A 16310-nucleotide genomic window follows, 5' to 3' on the forward strand; every position below is an offset into this window, starting at 1 on the left:
TGTTGTTTACCAAAAATTACTTTAATTCACTTAATTATTAGCTCAAAACTTCCTCATGCACCTTTTCGGTATTGATGGCAGCTTGAATCGCATTTTTATGCTTAATTAACAAGCTATCAATTGATGGTGGCAAGTTGCGTTCTTGTAGTAAATCATTGTAAACTTCTAAACTAGATTCCTCACCTCTTATGGCTTCCTCTAAAATCGATTCTTCATTATTTGAAGAAAATGTAGATTTTAAGCTCATCCAATTTCTATGCATGGCACCTTTAAAACTGCCAGAATCTTCTGGAATTTCGCCATATTGCAATATCTCTGTTCTTAACTCTTTTGCAAACTCACTTCTTTCTGATGCTCTTCTTTTGAAAAACATTTTTAGACGATCGTTATCAACATTTTCAATAGCATTTAAATACCCTTTTTCGGCATCATAATTCTTTACTAATAATTCATTTAACTTATTTGAAATTTCTTTTGAATACTTCATAATTATCTTTTACATTTTTAAATCTCAATACTTTCTTTTGGGATGCGTATTGTTTCACATCAACACATTTTAATATAGCAGATAACATAGAGAATTTCGAACCTATTAACATTTTTAACAAAGACTTATAACTATTTAACAAAAAAAAACGCCACTTGTTTAAAGTGGCGTTTTCATTACTATGTAATAGTTAGTATTATGCTTGCAAATAATCTGGTGTTCCGTCAGCATCTGTATCTATAGCATCAGCTGGATTACCATCACCATTGGGATCTGCATTTTCATTTATAGTTAAAACTGTATCGCCATCATCATCATTATCTAAATAATCTGCGACACCATTTCCGTCGGTATCTCCTGTTTCGTAAATTGAAAACACTCCATCTCCATCGTCATCATTATCTAAATAATCTACATCACCATCACCATCTGTATCTATAGGATTACCATCAGCATCAACAGCCTCGTCAGCAGTTAAAATACCATCCCCATCATCGTCAGTATCTAAATAATTTGGTGTTCCGTCACCATCTATGTCGTCATTAGTAAGATCACCATCACCATTAAAATCTTCAAAAGCATTAGGCACTCCATCTCCATCATCATCACTACAACTTATACTATCTAATTTCGCCTGAATACTTCCATTTGGATCTCCACAAATTGCAATCTGTTCTTGCAGATATAATTGATATTGTGCACATTTTTCATCAAAATTACCAATAGTTGCTGTTACATATTGTGATTCTGCTTCGTTGCTATTAGCAATAGCTTGAGTACAAGAAATTTGACAATCACCTAAAGCATCTATTATAGCTTGCAAAGCTCCATCAGCATCTCCACAATATGCACGTTGATTATTTAGTGCCTCTCTATATGCCATACAAGCAGCTTCAAAAGCAGTGTTGTTTACAAAATCTAAATCCGAAGAAAACGTAGCTTCATAAGCCAACAAGGCAGCTTCTGCAGCCATTTCTGCATCTTCACAAGTCACTGGGTTAGTCGGAAATTCACCAAAAACCAATGGTACTTTATAAAAAATTCCGTTGGTAAAGCCAACTGAATTTAATCCAGAAGCATCAAAGGCCAAAAACCTGTAAGTACCTGTAAACGTTTCGTTTGCATAATCTATTTCTTCGATAACAATTTCACCTAATTCTGGGTAAATTGAAACACTTTCGTCTGGTTTATTATTTGTGGAAAATGATGTTCCGAAACTATCGATATATTCCGCCTCAATTACATCAATATTGTTGCCAACTATAAAAGTAGCCTCTATTACAGAAGGCACTCTAAGGTTTACAATTTCGGTATTATTAGTTCCTTTAATGGTTAAAAAACCATTTGGTGCAATACTTGCTGAAAATGATTTAGCTCTCCAAAGTTGATTTTCTCTATCACCTTGAAATGCAGGTGTATTAAATTCAACTTCGTCACCACAACTAAATAATGCTAAAATAAGGGAGAAGAGGATTAATTTTTTCATTGCTTAAAGATCATTTGTCTGTGCTTCTTATTTAACGAAACAAGAATACCAAAAGTATAATAATTTTTAAAACTTAGCCTATCTTCATTACTGTTTTAGTTAAAATGGAATTCTTTTAGTTAAAGTGAATCTTCCTTTTTTTAAATACTTAATCACAAAACAACTATATTATTATGGCACTAAGCATGTCTAAACTAAAGCATATAACTAAAACCTAAGAAACACACGAATTAAAGTGTTGAAAATTAAAAAAATATATTATCTTTGCGCCCTCATTAATAACAGAGGTCGAGAACCTCACTAATTAATTATTATGCCTGTAAAAATTAGATTACAAAGACACGGTAAAAAAGGAAAACCTTATTACTGGATCGTAGCCGCGGATTCTCGCGCAAAAAGAGACGGTAAATACTTAGAAAAACTAGGTGCTTACAATCCAAACACAAATCCTGCAACTATTGATTTAAATGTTGATGGAGCTGTACAATGGTTACAAAATGGTGCACAACCAACTGACACTGCTAAAGCAATTTTATCTTATAAAGGTGCTATGCTAAAACATCATTTAGCTGGTGGAGTTAGAAAAGGAGCTTTAACTGAAGAGCAAGCAGAAAAGAAATTTAATGCTTGGTTAGAAGAAAAAGCTGCAAAAATTCAAGCTAAAGCTGATGGTTTATCTAAAGCAGATGCCGATGCAAAAGCTAAAGCACTAGAAGCTGAAAAAGCAGTAAATGAAGCGCGTATTGCTGCAGCTGCGCCAGTTGTTGAAGAAGAAGTAGCTGAAGATGTTGCAACTGAAGAAACAACAGCAACAAACGAAGAAGAATAAAAAATTTATTTTTATACTTTTAAACCCTGACGATAATCGTCAGGGTTTTTTTATTTAAAACTACCACATCGAGCGTAGTCGAGATGTTTAATTTTTAGATGTTGACAGTTCTCGACTACCTTTAAACAAACAGAAGTATTAAGAGATGAAGAAAGAAGATTGTTTTTATTTAGGCAAAATTGTAAAGAAGTACAGCTTTAAAGGGGAACTCTTAGCTAAACTAGATACTGATGAGCCCGATTTATATGATAATTTAGACGCCGTATTTATTGATCTAAGAGGTAATTTAGTACCCTTTTTCATTGAAGCATCTCAATTACATAAATCTGATTTATTACGTCTTAAATTTGAAGATGTCGATACGGAAGCTGATGCCGATGCCTTAATAAAAACCGAATTATATCTTCCATTAGATTTATTACCAAAACTAGATGGCGATAAATTTTATTTTCATGAAGTGATTGGTTTTACAATTACAGATAAAAAATATGGAAAGGTGGGTATTTTAAAAGGCATTAATGATTCTACAGCACAGGCCTTATTTGAAGTGGATAGAGATGGCGTTGAAATATTAATTCCAATGAATGACGAATTTATTTCTAAAGTGGACAGAGAACATAAAATCATTGAGGTAAACACTCCTGAAGGCTTGATTGATTTATATCTTTAATATTTGTTGTCATTCTGAACTTGTTTCAGAATCTTTGTAAAAAAAACAAATCCTTTAATATAGAACAGATTTCTGTCTTCCCAGGAATGACAAAACTATGAGCAAGCCATTTCAATTCAAGCAATTTACTATTAACCAAGACCGTTGTGCTATGAAAATTGGTACTGATGGAGTGTTGCTTGGAGCATGGACGTCTGTTGAGCACAATCCCTTTAATGTATTAGATATTGGAGCAGGCACAGGTGTTTTAAGCCTTATGATTGCACAACGAAGCCTCGCAGAAAACATAGAAGCCTTAGAAATTGATGCTGAAGCTTATGAGCAATGTTCAGAAAATTTTGAGAATTCACCATGGGCCGATCGTCTCTTTTGTTACCACGCTTCCCTTTTAGAGTTTGTTGAAGAAGTTGATGATGAATTTGACCTTATCATTTGCAATCCGCCATTTTATTCAGAAGATTATAAAACAGATAATGAAGCAAGAGATTTAGCTCGTTTTAATGACGCAATGCCTTTTGAACACTTGATTTATGCAGTTGCAAATTTACTATCGAAAAATGGTGTTTTTGCAGTTGTCATTCCAAATAAGGAGGAAGAAAAATTTATTGATTTAGCTTCAAAAATAGGCTTATCCGTTAAGCGTTCACTTCATGTAAAAGGTAATCCTAATTCAGAATTTAAAAGAAGTTTAATTGAATTTTCATTCGAAGAAACCGAAATTGAAACTTCGGATTTAGTGATCGAAACTGCCAGACATCAATATACAGAGGATTACATTAACCTTACCAAAGATTTTTATCTTAAAATGTAATTCTATTGTTGGGCAATGATAACGATTTCGTTACTTTTGTTAAACTTGTAAAATAACACCTTCTATTTTATTAAATTCTTAAAACTAGAAGGTATAAATATCAAAAAAACAGAATGAAACCAGATTTATTCGAAGCACCAGATTACTATAATTTAGACGAATTACTTACTGAAGAGCACAAATTAGTGCGCGATGCAGCAAGAGAATGGGTAAAACGCGATGTATCCCCTATTATTGAAGAAGCGGCACAAAAAGCTGAATTTCCTAAATCTATAGTTGGTGGTTTAGCTGAAATTGGAGCATTTGGACCATACATTCCTGTGGAATACGGTGGAGCTGGATTAGACCAAATTTCTTATGGGTTAATAATGCAAGAAATTGAACGCGGAGATTCTGGCGTACGGAGTACAGCTTCAGTACAATCGTCTTTAGTAATGTATCCTATTTGGAAATATGGTAATGAGGAACAACGCCAAAAATACTTACCAAAATTAGCTTCTGGTGAGTGGATTGGTTCTTTTGGTTTAACTGAACCTGATCATGGCAGCAATCCTGGTGGTATGGTTACCAATTTTAAAGATATGGGAGATCATTATCTTTTAAATGGTGCTAAAATGTGGATTAGCAATTCTCCTTTTTGCCAAATAGCAGTCGTTTGGGCTAAAAATGAAGAAGGACGCATACACGGTCTAATCGTGGAACGTGGTATGGAAGGATTCTCTACACCAGAAACACATAACAAATGGTCACTAAGAGCTTCTGCCACTGGTGAGCTGATTTTTGATAATGTAAAAGTGCCAAAAGAAAATTTATTACCAAATAAATCTGGACTTGGAGCACCATTAGGTTGTTTAGATTCTGCACGTTTTGGTATTGCTTGGGGAGCCATAGGAGCTGCAATGGATTGCTATGATACTGCATTACGATATTCAAAAGAACGTATGCAATTTGGAAAGCCTATTGGTCAATTTCAGCTGCAACAAAAGAAATTAGCAGAGATGATTACCGAAATCACTAAAGCTCAATTATTGGCGTGGAGACTTGGGGTTATGCGCGAAGCTGGCACGGCAACCTCAGCGCAAATATCTATGGCAAAACGTAATAATGTAGAAATGGCTATAAATATTGCTAGAGAAGCCAGACAGATGCTTGGAGGTATGGGAATATCTGGCGAATACAGCATAATGCGACACTCTATGAACTTGGAAAGTGTGATTACTTACGAGGGTACACACGATATTCATTTATTAATAACAGGATTAGATGTCACTGGCTTAAATGCCTTTAAATAGAGATAAAATTTCATTTCATTATTACTGTAAGATGTAATTGATGCTGAAATAAAAATTATAAAAATGCTTCTCAACTGAGAGGCATTTTTTGTTTACATTTACTTTATGTCTTCAAAAACTAGATTAGATCGTGCCTTTAAAAATGCGAAGCGAATTTCGTTTAACGATACCTCTAAATTTATTTTATTTAGTGATTGTCATCGTGGTGACAATAGTTTTGCAGATGATTTTGCCAATAACAGAAATATTTATTTCCATGCATTAAAACATTATTACAACCAAGGTTTTCAATATTGCGAACTTGGAGATGGTGACGAGCTTTGGGAAAACTTATCGTTTGAATCGATATTAAACGCCCATAAAAATGTGTACATGTTAATGAAGCAGTTTCATGATGAAGAACGCTTACACATGATTTGGGGTAACCATGATATGGTCTACAGAAATCAAGATTATGTTGATAAACATCTCAACACCTATTTTGATCCGAAAACAGGAAATGACGAAGAACTTTTCTGCAATATTAAATATCATGAAGGTATTGTTTTACAATATACTGAAACTAACCAAGAATTATTTTTAACCCATGGCCATCAAGCCGATTGGTGGAATTATCTCTTCTGGAAATGGAGTCGCTTTATGGTTAGAGTATTATGGAAACCGCTAAATGTTATGGGAATTGCAGACCCAACAAGTCCTGCAAAAAACTACAAAGAATTAATAAAGGTAGAGCGCAGAACTAAAAAGTGGATTATTGCAAACAATAATCTTATTACAATTGTGGGACATACGCACCGACCACGTTTTCCTGAGCCTGGTGATATAGCTTTTTTTAATGATGGTAGTTGTGTACACCCTAGAAGTATAACAGGTATTGAGATTGAAAATGGAGCAATTTCACTTATAAAATGGCAAATTGTAACTACTGATGATGGGACTTTAAAGATTGACCGTTTTTTGTTGGAAGGACCTACTCCTTTGATTGATTATAAGACGGAATAATTTAACTTTCAGGAGCCAACTCAACTTCTAAACCTTCCATATCAGGAGTCATTTGTATTTGGCAACCTAACCTTGAATTGTCTTTTACATAAAAAGCTTCAGATAACATCGCTTCCTCATCGTCTTGCATTTCTGGCAATTCAGTTTCACTCAAAACATAACATTGACAAGATGCGCACATCGCCATACCACCACAAACACCAATTGTTCCCTCTGGAGCCAATTCGTATGAACGAACAATCTCCATCAAATTCATAGCCATATCAGTTGGCGCTTCAATTTGATGTTTTACACCTTCTCTGTCTATGATTGTAATATTAATATCGTTTTGTTCCACTACTCAATTTTTTTAACAACAGCCTTTGGTGCTTCTTTACGTGTACCATCAAAACCATCAATACCACTCACTGTTGTATATTTTAAAACATATCGCTTTCCTGGATTAATAATTTGATAAGCTGCCTGACACATTAATGTTGCTTCATGAAAACCACAAAGTATTAATTTTAATTTTCCTGGATAGGTGTTCACATCTCCAATAGCAAAAATTCCAGGTATGTTGGTTTGGTAATCTAAAGCGTTATTAACTTTAATTGCATTTTTTTCTATTTCTAGTCCCCAATTTGCAATAGGTCCAAGTTTAGGAGATAATCCAAATAGTGGAATAAAATGGTCCGTTTCAAGTATAATTGGGTTTTCGTCTTTTTTGGTAACCTCAACACTTTCTACCATACCATTTCCGTTTATAGCTGTGATTTCGGCTGGAGTTATTAATTTAATCTTGCCTGCGTTTTTAAGTTCTTGAGCTTTTTCTACAGAATCTAAATGACCTCTAAATTCATTTCGTCTATGCACTAATGTTACACTAGATGCTACATCTGCTAAGAAAATACTCCAATCTAATGCTGAGTCACCTCCACCAGCAATAACCACCTTCTTATTTCTATAAATTTCAGGATCTTTTATAATATATTCTACACCTTTATTTTCGAAGTCTACAATATTCTCTAACAATGGTTTACGTGGTTCAAAACTACCTAAACCTCCTGCAATTGCTACAACAGGTGCTTTATGTTGAGTTCCTTTATTCGTAGTAACGATAAAACTTCCGTCATCTTGTTTTTCAATAGTTTCTGCACGCTCTCCTAAAGTAAATCCTGGCTCAAATTGTTTGCACTGTTCTAACAATTTATCAGTTAAATCTCCAGCTAAAATTTCTGGATAGGCAGGTATATCGTAAATAGGTTTTTTAGGGTAAATCTCAGAACATTGTCCTCCAGGTTGTGGCAAAGCATCAATTAAGTGGCACTTTAACTTTAAAAGACCTGCTTCAAACACGGCAAATAATCCCGTTGGTCCAGCACCAATTATAAGTATATCTGTTGTAATCATGAATTAAGAATTGGAAACAAAATTACTAATGTAATTCTAGCTAAAATGTGACAAAAGTCACATTAATTATTCAACATTAATAACACTTTCAATTTGAGGTGCATATTTTTTTATCGTCATTTCAACACCCGATTTTAAAGTCATCTGGTTAACACTGCAAGATGTACATGCTCCAACAAGTTGCACTTTTACAAACTTTCCTTCATCTATAGACAACAGATTAATATCACCACCATCGCTTTGTAAAAACGGACGAATTTCGTCTAATGCTTTTTCTACGTTTATTTTAAGTTCTTCTGCGCTCATTTACTTTTTATTTACAGCAGAGCAACCTGCCATTGTTGTAATTTTTATTGCCTCCGTAGCAGGTAAATCTTCATTTCTATTCACTACTTCCTGAACCACATTTCGTGTTATTGTTTCAAATGCCTCTTCAGTTGGAGTTGCCGTTTGTAAAGCTGCTGGTCTCCCAACATCGCCTGCTTCTCTTATACTTTGTACTATCGGAATTTCCCCTAAAAATGGAACACTTAAGTCTTCAGCTAAATTTTTTGCTCCTTCTTTACCAAATATATAATATTTATTTTCTGGCAATTCCTCTGGTGTAAAATATGCCATATTTTCTATAATGCCTAAAACTGGTACATTGATACTTTCTTGCTGAAACATTGCAACACCTTTTTTTGCATCAGCTAAAGCTACATTCTGCGGTGTACTTACTACAACTGATCCAGTAATAGGAAGTGCTTGCATTATACTTAAATGAATATCACCAGTTCCTGGAGGTAAATCGAGCAATAAAAAATCTAACTCTCCCCAAGCTGCATCAAATATCATTTGATTTAAAGCTTTTGATGCCATTGGTCCACGCCAAATAACTGCTTGATCTGGTTTTGTGAAAAACCCAATAGATAATACTTTAACACCGTAATTTTCTACAGGTTTCATTTTAGATTTACCAGCTATATTTACTGACAGTGGTCTCTCATTGGCAACATCGAACATAATTGGAATAGATGGACCGTAAATATCTGCATCTAACACACCTACTTTAAAACCCATTTTAGCTAAGGTCACTGCTAAGTTAGCTGTAACTGTAGATTTACCTACACCACCTTTACCAGAAGCTACAGCAACGATATTTTGAATACCAGGAATTGGATTCCCTTTAATTTCATTTGTAGTTGGTTTTGCAGGTGCATCTACCTTTATATTTACTTTTATTTTTGCCTTTTCATAAACCTCTTTATGTATGGTTTGTAAAATTTCAACCTCTGTTTTCTTTTTTGCCTGAAGGCTTGGATTTTTTATTGTAATATCTACAATCACCTCATCGGCAAAAGTAACAACATTAGTTACTGCTCCACTATCTACCATGTTTTCTCCTTCACCAGGTGCTGTAATGGTTTTTAATGCTTTTAATATATCTTGCTTATTCAGCTTCATATGTTTTACTTATATAAAGAACGTCTAAAAATAGGTTTTGACTGCGCTCAACCTGACATTCTATTATGTTCTTATTAAGATTTATTCTAAATGCAAAGATACTGCTAAAAGTTTGAATTTTGAAGGGTTAGAATTGAATTGTATAATGGATGGATTTAGTTTTTATATAAGGATACGGAGTTGGGTTTTAAAAAAAGAAAACTATACTGAAATAGATTTTAACTGCCTTAAGAATGGTAATTCATAGTTCTTTAGCAGGATCCCAATAAACCGTTTCAAAATTTTGAATTTGATTATCGACTACCTCAATTCCTTCGCTTTCTAAAAGTTGCTGCATTAGATTTGTGCCTTCAAAATGATGTTTACCTGTTAGGAGGCCTTTTCTATTTACTACTCTATGAGCTGGCACATCTTTTCCGTGAGAGCCATTCATTGCATAACCAACAATACGCGCACTCTTCGCTGCACCTAAATATTTTGCAATGGCTCCATAGCTTGTCACTTTACCATAAGGAACCAAACGTGCTACTTCATATACCTTTTCAAAAAAGCCTAGCGTTTCTGGTTTCATTTGTTCTTGTCTATTTATTCTTTTATTAAATGGAACATAAAAGAGTAACATTTATTAAAAATGAAAATTCAAAATGCTTCACATTACAATTCCATTAGTATATTTATAAATGTAATTAGTGCTACAAGGCCAGTAATAATGCCTATACTATAGTTCATGCTCTTCTGCGAAGTAATTTTTTTATCTTTTATCTTATCAAAAAAGAAAATATAAAAATATAATGCAACGAAAGTTCCCATTGATGCACCAGTAACGTAAGTAATAATACTTGTGCGTTCAAAATCCATTAGCTTAAATGAAGCTAAAGTAATCGTCATATAGGCTTGATATGGAATGGGAAATATATTTAGTGCAGATAAAAGCATACCGTGCAAAAAACGTCCATGTTTGCTTTTAATTTCGGTCTTTGCTTTAGCTTCTTTTTGTTTTGAAGCTAACATTAAAAAATAAATAGTAATTAGTACAAAAATAACAAAGGCAACTCGCTGAAGAATTTCAACTACATCTGGTCTATTAGACAAATATCTTGCAAAAATTGCCGCAATATAAGTTTGAACAAATACAATTATAGACACACCTGTTGAGAACATTATACCACGTGCAGCTCCTTCTTTTAGGCTTATTCTTGCGGCTGTCATGTTAAGTAATCCTGGCGGAATTACACCAACAAGTGCAACAATAAGTCCTAGGAAGAAAATAATGGTGATACTCAAACTTTAGTTGATTTTGAATCTAATATACGTAATTGCTTTGTCTTTCTCTAAATACTGATTTTCATAGAAGGTTTGTATTTCAGTAACTTCTTCAGGGCTACCCTCTAATTTATAGACATTATGATTAGCATACAATACCTCATAATTTAAACCATGAAGCAAACCTAGCGTGTAGCCATGCATAAATTCGCTATCAGTTTTTAAGTGCATAAGACCACCTGGTTTTATTACTTTTTTATAACGCTCTAAAAATTGTAGATTAGTCATACGATGCTTTGTACGCTGATATTTTATTTGTGGATCTGGAAAAGTTATCCAAATCTCATCAACCTCGTTTTCTTCAAAAACATGCTCAATAAGTTCTATTTGAGTTCTTATAAATGCTGCATTCGGTATATTTTCTTCAATTGCTGTTTTTGCTCCTCTCCAAAATCGAGCGCCTTTAATATCAATACCAATAAAGTTCTTTTCGGGATATCGCTTAGCAAGTCCAACGGTATATTCGCCTTTACCACATCCCAACTCTAAAACTAATGGATTATTATTTTTAAACACTTCTTTTTTCCATTTACCTTTTAACTGATAGTTTTCTTTAACCAACTCGTCTCTTGTTGGCTGAAACACATTAGCAAAGGTCTCGTTCTCTTTAAAGCGTTTAAGTTTATTTTTACTTCCCACCGTTTAAGTCTATTTGATTTTTTTATTAATAATTCGGTAAAATTAAGGAAACATTTTAGGTTTATCTTTGTTTAATACAACCTTATCTAAAATTTAAAGGTACTGGATAAAATTAAAAGCAAAAAAAAGGTTTTAGTAGCTCCCTTAAATTGGGGCTTAGGCCATGCTACGCGCTGTATTCCTATTATAAATGCATTAATACAGCATCATTTTGAGCCTGTAATTGCGAGCGATGGTGAAGCTTTAGAATTATTAAAAAAAGAATTTCCAAAGCTTAAAGCTATAGCGCTCCCTTCATATAATATTACTTATTCCAAAAAAGCAAATAACTTTAAATTAAAACTTATTAAAGATTCACCACATCTTTTAAAAACTATTAAAAAAGAAAAGAAACTAGTTGAAACCTTGATAAAAACAGAAGGTCTATCTGGTATTATCTCTGATAATCGTTTTGGAGTAAGAAACAGAGCTATACCTTCGGTATTTGTAACGCATCAATTACGCGTTTTAAGCGGAAACACAACTTGGTTGAGTAGTAAACTACATCAAAAAATAATATCTAAATTTAATGAATGTTGGGTACCAGATCATAATGGTACTTTTAATTTGAGTGGAGATTTAGGCCATGTTGAAAACTTTGTGTCATCCGTAAAATATTTAGGGCCACTATCTCGATTTAAAAAACATGATGTAAAAACTAAATACCAACTTCTTGTTTTACTTTCTGGTCCTGAGCCACAACGCACATTCTTAGAACAAAAACTTTTAAACGACTTAAAATACTTTAAAGGAAGTGTATTATTTATTAAAGGTAAAATTGAAGCTGAACAACAAAGAGAGGTTATTGATAAAATGGTTATTTATAATTTTATGACGAGCAAAGAACTTGAATTGGTTATTAATGAAAGTGAAACTATTTTAAGTAGGTCTGGTTATACGACTATAATGGATTTAGCAAAGTTAAAAAAAAGAGCCTTTTTTATACCTACACCAGGTCAGTTTGAACAAGAATACTTAGCAAAAAAACTAGAAGTTGAAGGAATTGCGCCATTTTGCAATCAAGATGAATTTGATATCAAAAAGCTTTCAGAAATTAAAAACTATAGTGGCTTTGAGCATCAGGCATACGAAATAAACTATAAAAAGTTATTTGGTCTTTTCTAACGTAAAAGAAAACTCACTACCTACACCCAGCTCACTTTCTACATATATTTTTTCTTCGTGAGCTTCAATAATATGTTTTACAATAGAAAGACCTAAACCAGAGCCTCCCTCTTTGCGAGATCCACTTTTATCAACACGATAAAAACGCTCAAATAAGCGCTGAAGATTTGATTTATCAATACCTTCACCGTTATCAGTTACTCTAATAATCGTTTTATTTTTTATAAGGTTTTCTATACTAACTTCTGTAGTTCCTTTTTCTCTACCATATTTAATAGAGTTTACAATAAGATTTGTTAGAACTTGTTGTATGCGTTCTTTATCTGCATATACCATTATTGGTTCTAAATAATCGATATCGAAAGTTAAGGTGATATGCTTTTTAGCTGCCTTCATTTCAAAAAGATCAAATACACCTTTAACTAATTCAACAATATCAAATTCTTCTTTATTTAAACTTAAATCACCAACCTCTAGTTTAGTAATCATGTCTAAATCTCTAATAATATATATTAATCGTTCTACACCTTTATTGGCTCTATTGAGATACTTTTTTCTCAGTTTTTCGTCATCCATTGCACCATCTAAAAGCGTTAAGATGTAGCCTTGTACAGTAAATAGTGGAGTTTTTAATTCGTGCGAAACATTACCAATAAATTCTTTTCGATACTCTTCCCTAATTTTTAGAGTTTCAATTTCAATTTTCTTGTTTTTAGCATATTTATCGATCTCGCGCGTAAGTGTACCCATATCAGTAGTAATGGGTTGCTGTCTTAGGCTTGTAGATTCTAAAAGGGTAAGGTCGTCGTATATTTTCTTAACACGTCTATAAATAAAACGTTCTACCCTATATTGTACAATAGCAAAGCATAATGGAAAACAAAGTAAAGGGAACAAAATAAGTTGCCAATTAAATGTATGGTAGTAATATAAAAAAACACTCACGAGGAGTGTTGTAAACATTGTTACATATAATGATGTACGCAATGCGAATTTATATGTTTTCTTTAGGTTCTTTTTTTGCATTAGTCTACAAACTTGTAACCAACACCTTTTACGGTTTTAAAAGACTTATCTCCTATCTTTTCGCGAAGTTTTCTAATATGCACATCTATAGTTCTTCCTCCAACTACAACTTCATTTCCCCAAACTTTGTCTAAAATTTCTTCACGCTTAAAAACCTTACCTGGCTTAGTTGCTAGCAAAGATAATAATTCAAACTCTTTTCGAGGTAAAGTAATTTCTTTACCCTTATTAGTAATTTTATATTCTTCTTTGTAAATAATTAAATCACCTATTTTAACTATAGCATCTGTAGAACTATTATCATCTTTAAGACGTCTCAACAATGCTTTTACTTTACTAACTAAAACTTTAGGCTTAATTGGTTTTGCTATGTAGTCATCTGCACCCGCATCAAAACCAGCAACTTGAGAATAATCTTCTCCTCTAGCTGTTAAAAATGTAATAATGGTACCGCTTAAATCAGAGTGCTCTCTTATACGTTCACATGCTTCAATACCATCCATTTCTGGCATCATAACATCTAGTATAATTAAATGCGGCTTGTGTTTCTTTGCTTTTTCAACAGCTTCTACACCATTTTCACCTGTAATAACTTGATAACCTTCAGAAGACAAGTTATAACCTACAATTTCTAAAATATCTGGCTCATCATCTACCAACAATATTTTAATATCCTTTTTTTTCACTTTAATATGTTTTTTTAAAGTTTCGTAAATATAAAATATATCTTCTTCAACTTAGTGATAATATTAAATTGATAACAATTACCTAACATTAAAATCTAAATCATAGCTATTAAAACTTATTAAAAAAAGTTATGTTAACTTATTGTAAAAAAGAGTACTCTTCATAATTATCATTATAAATATTAACTATTAGTTAGTATATTTATAGTCTAATTTTTTAAAATTCAATTATGAAAAAACTTTACTTTTTATTATTCACTTTAATGTTTACAGTTGCCTCTTCCTTTGGGCAAGTTGTAATTAATGAAATTGATGTAGATACACCTGGATCTGACACAGAAGAATTCGTTGAGTTAAAAGCTGCACCTAATACTTCTTTAGATGGTTATATTGTTGTGTTTTTTAATGGAAGCAACGATTTAAGTTATGGAACTTGGGATTTAACAGGAAAAACAACAGATGCCAATGGCTTCTTTATTTTAGCAAATACATCTCTAGTTTCGGGTAGCGATATAGAATTACCTCCAGGAGGATCTGGATACGTACAAAACGGACCAGATGCAATTGCTATTTACCAAGACTCAGCTGCTAATTTTCCTGATGGTACTGGTGTAACAACTACAAATCTTATTGATGTTATTGTATATAGCACTAATGATTCGGATGATATTGAATTACTTTCTGGATTTGGTGAAACTGTTCAATGGGACGAAAGTGCTAATGGAGCTAATGCAACTGAATCTTTGCAATTAAACGCTGCAGGTACAGCTTACGAAACAAAAGCACCAACCTTTAGAGCATCTAATGATACAGCTGTTTGTGAGTTAAGTTTAACAGCTACTTCTGCAACTTGTGATGCCTTTACAACTGGAACAGATACTTATACTGCAACGGTTGACTTTACAGGTGGTGGTACCTCAACCTACACTGTAGCATCAGATTCTGGTGTTGTTGATTTAACAGCTGGTGATCCATCAACTGATGCAGCAGGAACAATCACGGTTACAGGCATTGCTGAAGGTACAGATGTGATTATTTCAGTTGTGGACGGTGCGCTTTGTGATTTAAGCAGTACTGTTGTAAGTCCTGTTTGTGAGCCTACAAATACTTTACCATTAACAGATGATTTCACTTATGCTGATGGAAGTCTTGTACCTAATGGCGGATGGAGCAATCACAGTGGAAATGCTGGAGATTTATTAATTGCTTCTGGACAAGCAGTTGTACAACATGGAGCTCCAAGCGAAGATGCTAATATTCAATTTACACCAGTTTCTGGTGTAGTATATTATGCTTTTGATTTTTCTGTTGATGACTTGGGAGCACCATATAGTAATGCAGGAACAGATTACGAATACTTTGCTCATTTTATGCAAGGCACAAGTGGTTTCAGTGCACGTTTTGATATTGTACCTCCTTCTGGAGCTGGCGATTTCACTGTCGGAATTGCTTCAGACGAGAGCACTGCAGATGCAACGTGGGCAACAGACCTTACTTATGATACTACTTATAGAGCAATAGTTGGTTACAACCAAGACACTAATATAGCTCAACTCTGGATTGATGCTACCGTTCAAGGTGACACTTCAATCTTAGGAGAAGATAGAGCTGATCCTGGTACTTCTGTAGATGCCTTTGCACTTAGACAATCAGATTCTGATGAAAACGAAACTATTCGTGTTGATAATTTAGTGATTTCTCAAAATTTTAGCGATGTTACGTTATCAACTAACCAATTTGACAATAATAAGTTTTCTCTTTACCCAAATCCAACAAATTCAGGATTTGTAAACATTATATCATCGAATAATGAAGTAATGAATGTGCAAGTATTTGACATTTTAGGTAAGCAAGTAAAAAATGAAGTACTTAGCAATAACACTTTAAATGTATCTGATTTAAACAGTGGAATTTACATTGTAAAGATTACTCAGAATAATGCTTCTATCACTAAAAAACTAGTGATTAAATAGGTAGAATTCTTAATTATATACTAAGCGTTGCTTGAAAATATCAAGCAACGCTTTTTTATTTTACATACTTTTGTAATTCAACTA

18 protein-coding genes are annotated in these 16310 nt (G+C 33.3%); 7 read left to right on the forward strand and 11 right to left on the reverse strand.

All coding sequences use genetic code 11. From position 1 onward, the window contains the following. Window positions 1–37: 37 nt before the first annotated feature. Window positions 38–487, reverse strand: a complete 450-nt coding sequence (locus H8K90_RS03405; protein ID WP_186844527.1) for a ferritin-like domain-containing protein — start codon at window positions 485–487, stop codon at window positions 38–40. A 196-nt stretch (window positions 488–683) separates the two neighbouring features. Beyond that, a complete protein-coding gene (locus H8K90_RS03410; protein ID WP_186844528.1) occupies window positions 684–1973 on the reverse strand; it encodes a DUF6252 family protein in 1290 nt (429 codons plus the stop codon). A 313-nt stretch (window positions 1974–2286) separates the two neighbouring features. Here H8K90_RS03410 and H8K90_RS03415 point away from each other — a divergent pair, with 313 nt between their 5' ends. The 5 genes from H8K90_RS03415 to H8K90_RS03435 all read left to right on the forward strand — a co-directional run bounded on the left by H8K90_RS03415 (window position 2287) and on the right by H8K90_RS03435 (window position 6577). Then, a complete protein-coding gene (locus tag H8K90_RS03415) occupies window positions 2287–2802 on the forward strand; it encodes a 30S ribosomal protein S16 (protein ID WP_186844529.1) in 516 nt (171 codons plus the stop codon). Window positions 2803–2947: 145 nt separating this feature from the next. Then, a complete protein-coding gene (rimM, locus tag H8K90_RS03420; RefSeq protein ID WP_186844530.1) occupies window positions 2948–3472 on the forward strand; it encodes a ribosome maturation factor RimM in 525 nt (174 codons plus the stop codon). A 97-nt stretch (window positions 3473–3569) separates the two neighbouring features. Then, window positions 3570–4283: a tRNA1(Val) (adenine(37)-N6)-methyltransferase gene (locus H8K90_RS03425; protein WP_186844531.1), complete on the forward strand. Its 714-nt coding sequence runs from the start codon at window positions 3570–3572 to the stop codon at window positions 4281–4283. A gap of 113 nt (window positions 4284–4396) precedes the next feature. Continuing rightward, a complete protein-coding gene (locus H8K90_RS03430) occupies window positions 4397–5575 on the forward strand; it encodes an acyl-CoA dehydrogenase family protein (RefSeq protein WP_186844532.1) in 1179 nt (392 codons plus the stop codon). Between the two features lie 105 nt (window positions 5576–5680). Beyond that, the gene (locus H8K90_RS03435) at window positions 5681–6577 is read left to right on the forward strand and encodes a metallophosphoesterase family protein (protein WP_186844533.1); all 897 of its coding nucleotides are present in this window, start codon (window positions 5681–5683) and stop codon (window positions 6575–6577) included. Between the two features lies 1 nt (window position 6578). On the opposite strand, the gene H8K90_RS03440 is transcribed toward H8K90_RS03435, so the two are convergent. From H8K90_RS03440 to trmB, 7 genes are all read right to left on the reverse strand, one after another. Continuing rightward, a complete protein-coding gene (locus H8K90_RS03440; RefSeq protein WP_186844534.1) occupies window positions 6579–6914 on the reverse strand; it encodes a 2Fe-2S iron-sulfur cluster-binding family protein in 336 nt (111 codons plus the stop codon). Then, window positions 6914–7969, reverse strand: coding sequence for an NAD(P)/FAD-dependent oxidoreductase (locus tag H8K90_RS03445; RefSeq protein ID WP_186844535.1), 1056 nt, complete (start codon window positions 7967–7969; stop codon window positions 6914–6916). Before H8K90_RS03445 ends, H8K90_RS03440 begins: the two co-directional genes overlap by 1 nt. A gap of 66 nt (window positions 7970–8035) precedes the next feature. Further along, the gene (locus H8K90_RS03450; protein WP_186844536.1) at window positions 8036–8275 is read right to left on the reverse strand and encodes a NifU family protein; all 240 of its coding nucleotides are present in this window, start codon (window positions 8273–8275) and stop codon (window positions 8036–8038) included. Next, window positions 8276–9415, reverse strand: a complete 1140-nt coding sequence (locus H8K90_RS03455; RefSeq protein WP_186844537.1) for an Mrp/NBP35 family ATP-binding protein — start codon at window positions 9413–9415, stop codon at window positions 8276–8278. It abuts the gene before it with no gap. Window positions 9416–9656: 241 nt separating this feature from the next. Next, window positions 9657–9986, reverse strand: a complete 330-nt coding sequence (locus H8K90_RS03460) for an MGMT family protein (protein WP_186844538.1) — start codon at window positions 9984–9986, stop codon at window positions 9657–9659. An 83-nt stretch (window positions 9987–10069) separates the two neighbouring features. Beyond that, window positions 10070–10699, reverse strand: a complete 630-nt coding sequence (locus H8K90_RS03465) for a LysE family transporter (RefSeq protein ID WP_186844539.1) — start codon at window positions 10697–10699, stop codon at window positions 10070–10072. 3 nt (window positions 10700–10702) lie between these two features. Further along, complete coding sequence (trmB, locus tag H8K90_RS03470; protein WP_186844540.1) at window positions 10703–11377, reverse strand: tRNA (guanosine(46)-N7)-methyltransferase TrmB; 675 nt, start codon at window positions 11375–11377, stop codon at window positions 10703–10705. A 405-nt stretch (window positions 11378–11782) separates the two neighbouring features. Here trmB and H8K90_RS03475 point away from each other — a divergent pair, with 405 nt between their 5' ends. After that, window positions 11783–12541, forward strand: a complete 759-nt coding sequence (locus tag H8K90_RS03475; protein ID WP_246457503.1) for a glycosyltransferase — start codon at window positions 11783–11785, stop codon at window positions 12539–12541. Here the strand turns inward: H8K90_RS03475 and H8K90_RS03480 are convergent. Both H8K90_RS03480 and H8K90_RS03485 read right to left on the reverse strand, forming a co-directional pair. Then, window positions 12524–13567: a sensor histidine kinase gene (locus H8K90_RS03480; protein WP_186844541.1), complete on the reverse strand. Its 1044-nt coding sequence runs from the start codon at window positions 13565–13567 to the stop codon at window positions 12524–12526. The two genes, H8K90_RS03475 and H8K90_RS03480, sit on opposite strands and share 18 nt — an antisense overlap. Then, the gene (locus H8K90_RS03485; protein WP_186844542.1) at window positions 13567–14253 is read right to left on the reverse strand and encodes a response regulator transcription factor; all 687 of its coding nucleotides are present in this window, start codon (window positions 14251–14253) and stop codon (window positions 13567–13569) included. The genes H8K90_RS03480 and H8K90_RS03485 overlap by 1 nt, the downstream gene beginning before the upstream one ends. A 230-nt stretch (window positions 14254–14483) precedes the next feature. Between H8K90_RS03485 and H8K90_RS03490 the strand changes: the two genes are divergently transcribed. Further along, window positions 14484–16226 carry a T9SS type A sorting domain-containing protein gene (locus H8K90_RS03490; protein WP_186844543.1) on the forward strand — a complete coding sequence of 581 codons (1743 nt, stop codon included), beginning with the start codon at window positions 14484–14486 and terminating at the stop codon, window positions 16224–16226. Window positions 16227–16310: the final 84 nt, after the last annotated feature.

The sequence above is a fragment of the Winogradskyella echinorum genome, from assembly GCF_014297365.1.
Classification (GTDB): domain Bacteria; phylum Bacteroidota; class Bacteroidia; order Flavobacteriales; family Flavobacteriaceae; genus Winogradskyella; species Winogradskyella echinorum.

Excerpts from the sequence above, each read along its gene's own strand:
- H8K90_RS03405 (WP_186844527.1), bottom strand. The coding sequence starts at position 487 with ATGAAGTATTCAAAAGAAATTTCAAATAAGTTAAATGAATTATTAGTA.
- H8K90_RS03410 (WP_186844528.1), bottom strand. The coding sequence starts at position 1,973 with ATGAAAAAATTAATCCTCTTCTCCCTTATTTTAGCATTATTTAGTTGT.
- H8K90_RS03415 (WP_186844529.1), top strand. The coding sequence starts at position 2,287 with ATGCCTGTAAAAATTAGATTACAAAGACACGGTAAAAAAGGAAAACCT.
- rimM (WP_186844530.1), top strand. The coding sequence starts at position 2,948 with ATGAAGAAAGAAGATTGTTTTTATTTAGGCAAAATTGTAAAGAAGTAC.
- H8K90_RS03425 (WP_186844531.1), top strand. The coding sequence starts at position 3,570 with ATGAGCAAGCCATTTCAATTCAAGCAATTTACTATTAACCAAGACCGT.
- H8K90_RS03430 (WP_186844532.1), top strand. The coding sequence starts at position 4,397 with ATGAAACCAGATTTATTCGAAGCACCAGATTACTATAATTTAGACGAA.
- H8K90_RS03435 (WP_186844533.1), top strand. The coding sequence starts at position 5,681 with ATGTCTTCAAAAACTAGATTAGATCGTGCCTTTAAAAATGCGAAGCGA.
- H8K90_RS03445 (WP_186844535.1), bottom strand. The coding sequence starts at position 7,969 with ATGATTACAACAGATATACTTATAATTGGTGCTGGACCAACGGGATTA.
- H8K90_RS03450 (WP_186844536.1), bottom strand. The coding sequence starts at position 8,275 with ATGAGCGCAGAAGAACTTAAAATAAACGTAGAAAAAGCATTAGACGAA.
- H8K90_RS03455 (WP_186844537.1), bottom strand. The coding sequence starts at position 9,415 with ATGAAGCTGAATAAGCAAGATATATTAAAAGCATTAAAAACCATTACA.
- H8K90_RS03460 (WP_186844538.1), bottom strand. The coding sequence starts at position 9,986 with ATGAAACCAGAAACGCTAGGCTTTTTTGAAAAGGTATATGAAGTAGCA.
- H8K90_RS03480 (WP_186844541.1), bottom strand. The coding sequence starts at position 13,567 with ATGCAAAAAAAGAACCTAAAGAAAACATATAAATTCGCATTGCGTACA.
- H8K90_RS03490 (WP_186844543.1), top strand. The coding sequence starts at position 14,484 with ATGAAAAAACTTTACTTTTTATTATTCACTTTAATGTTTACAGTTGCC.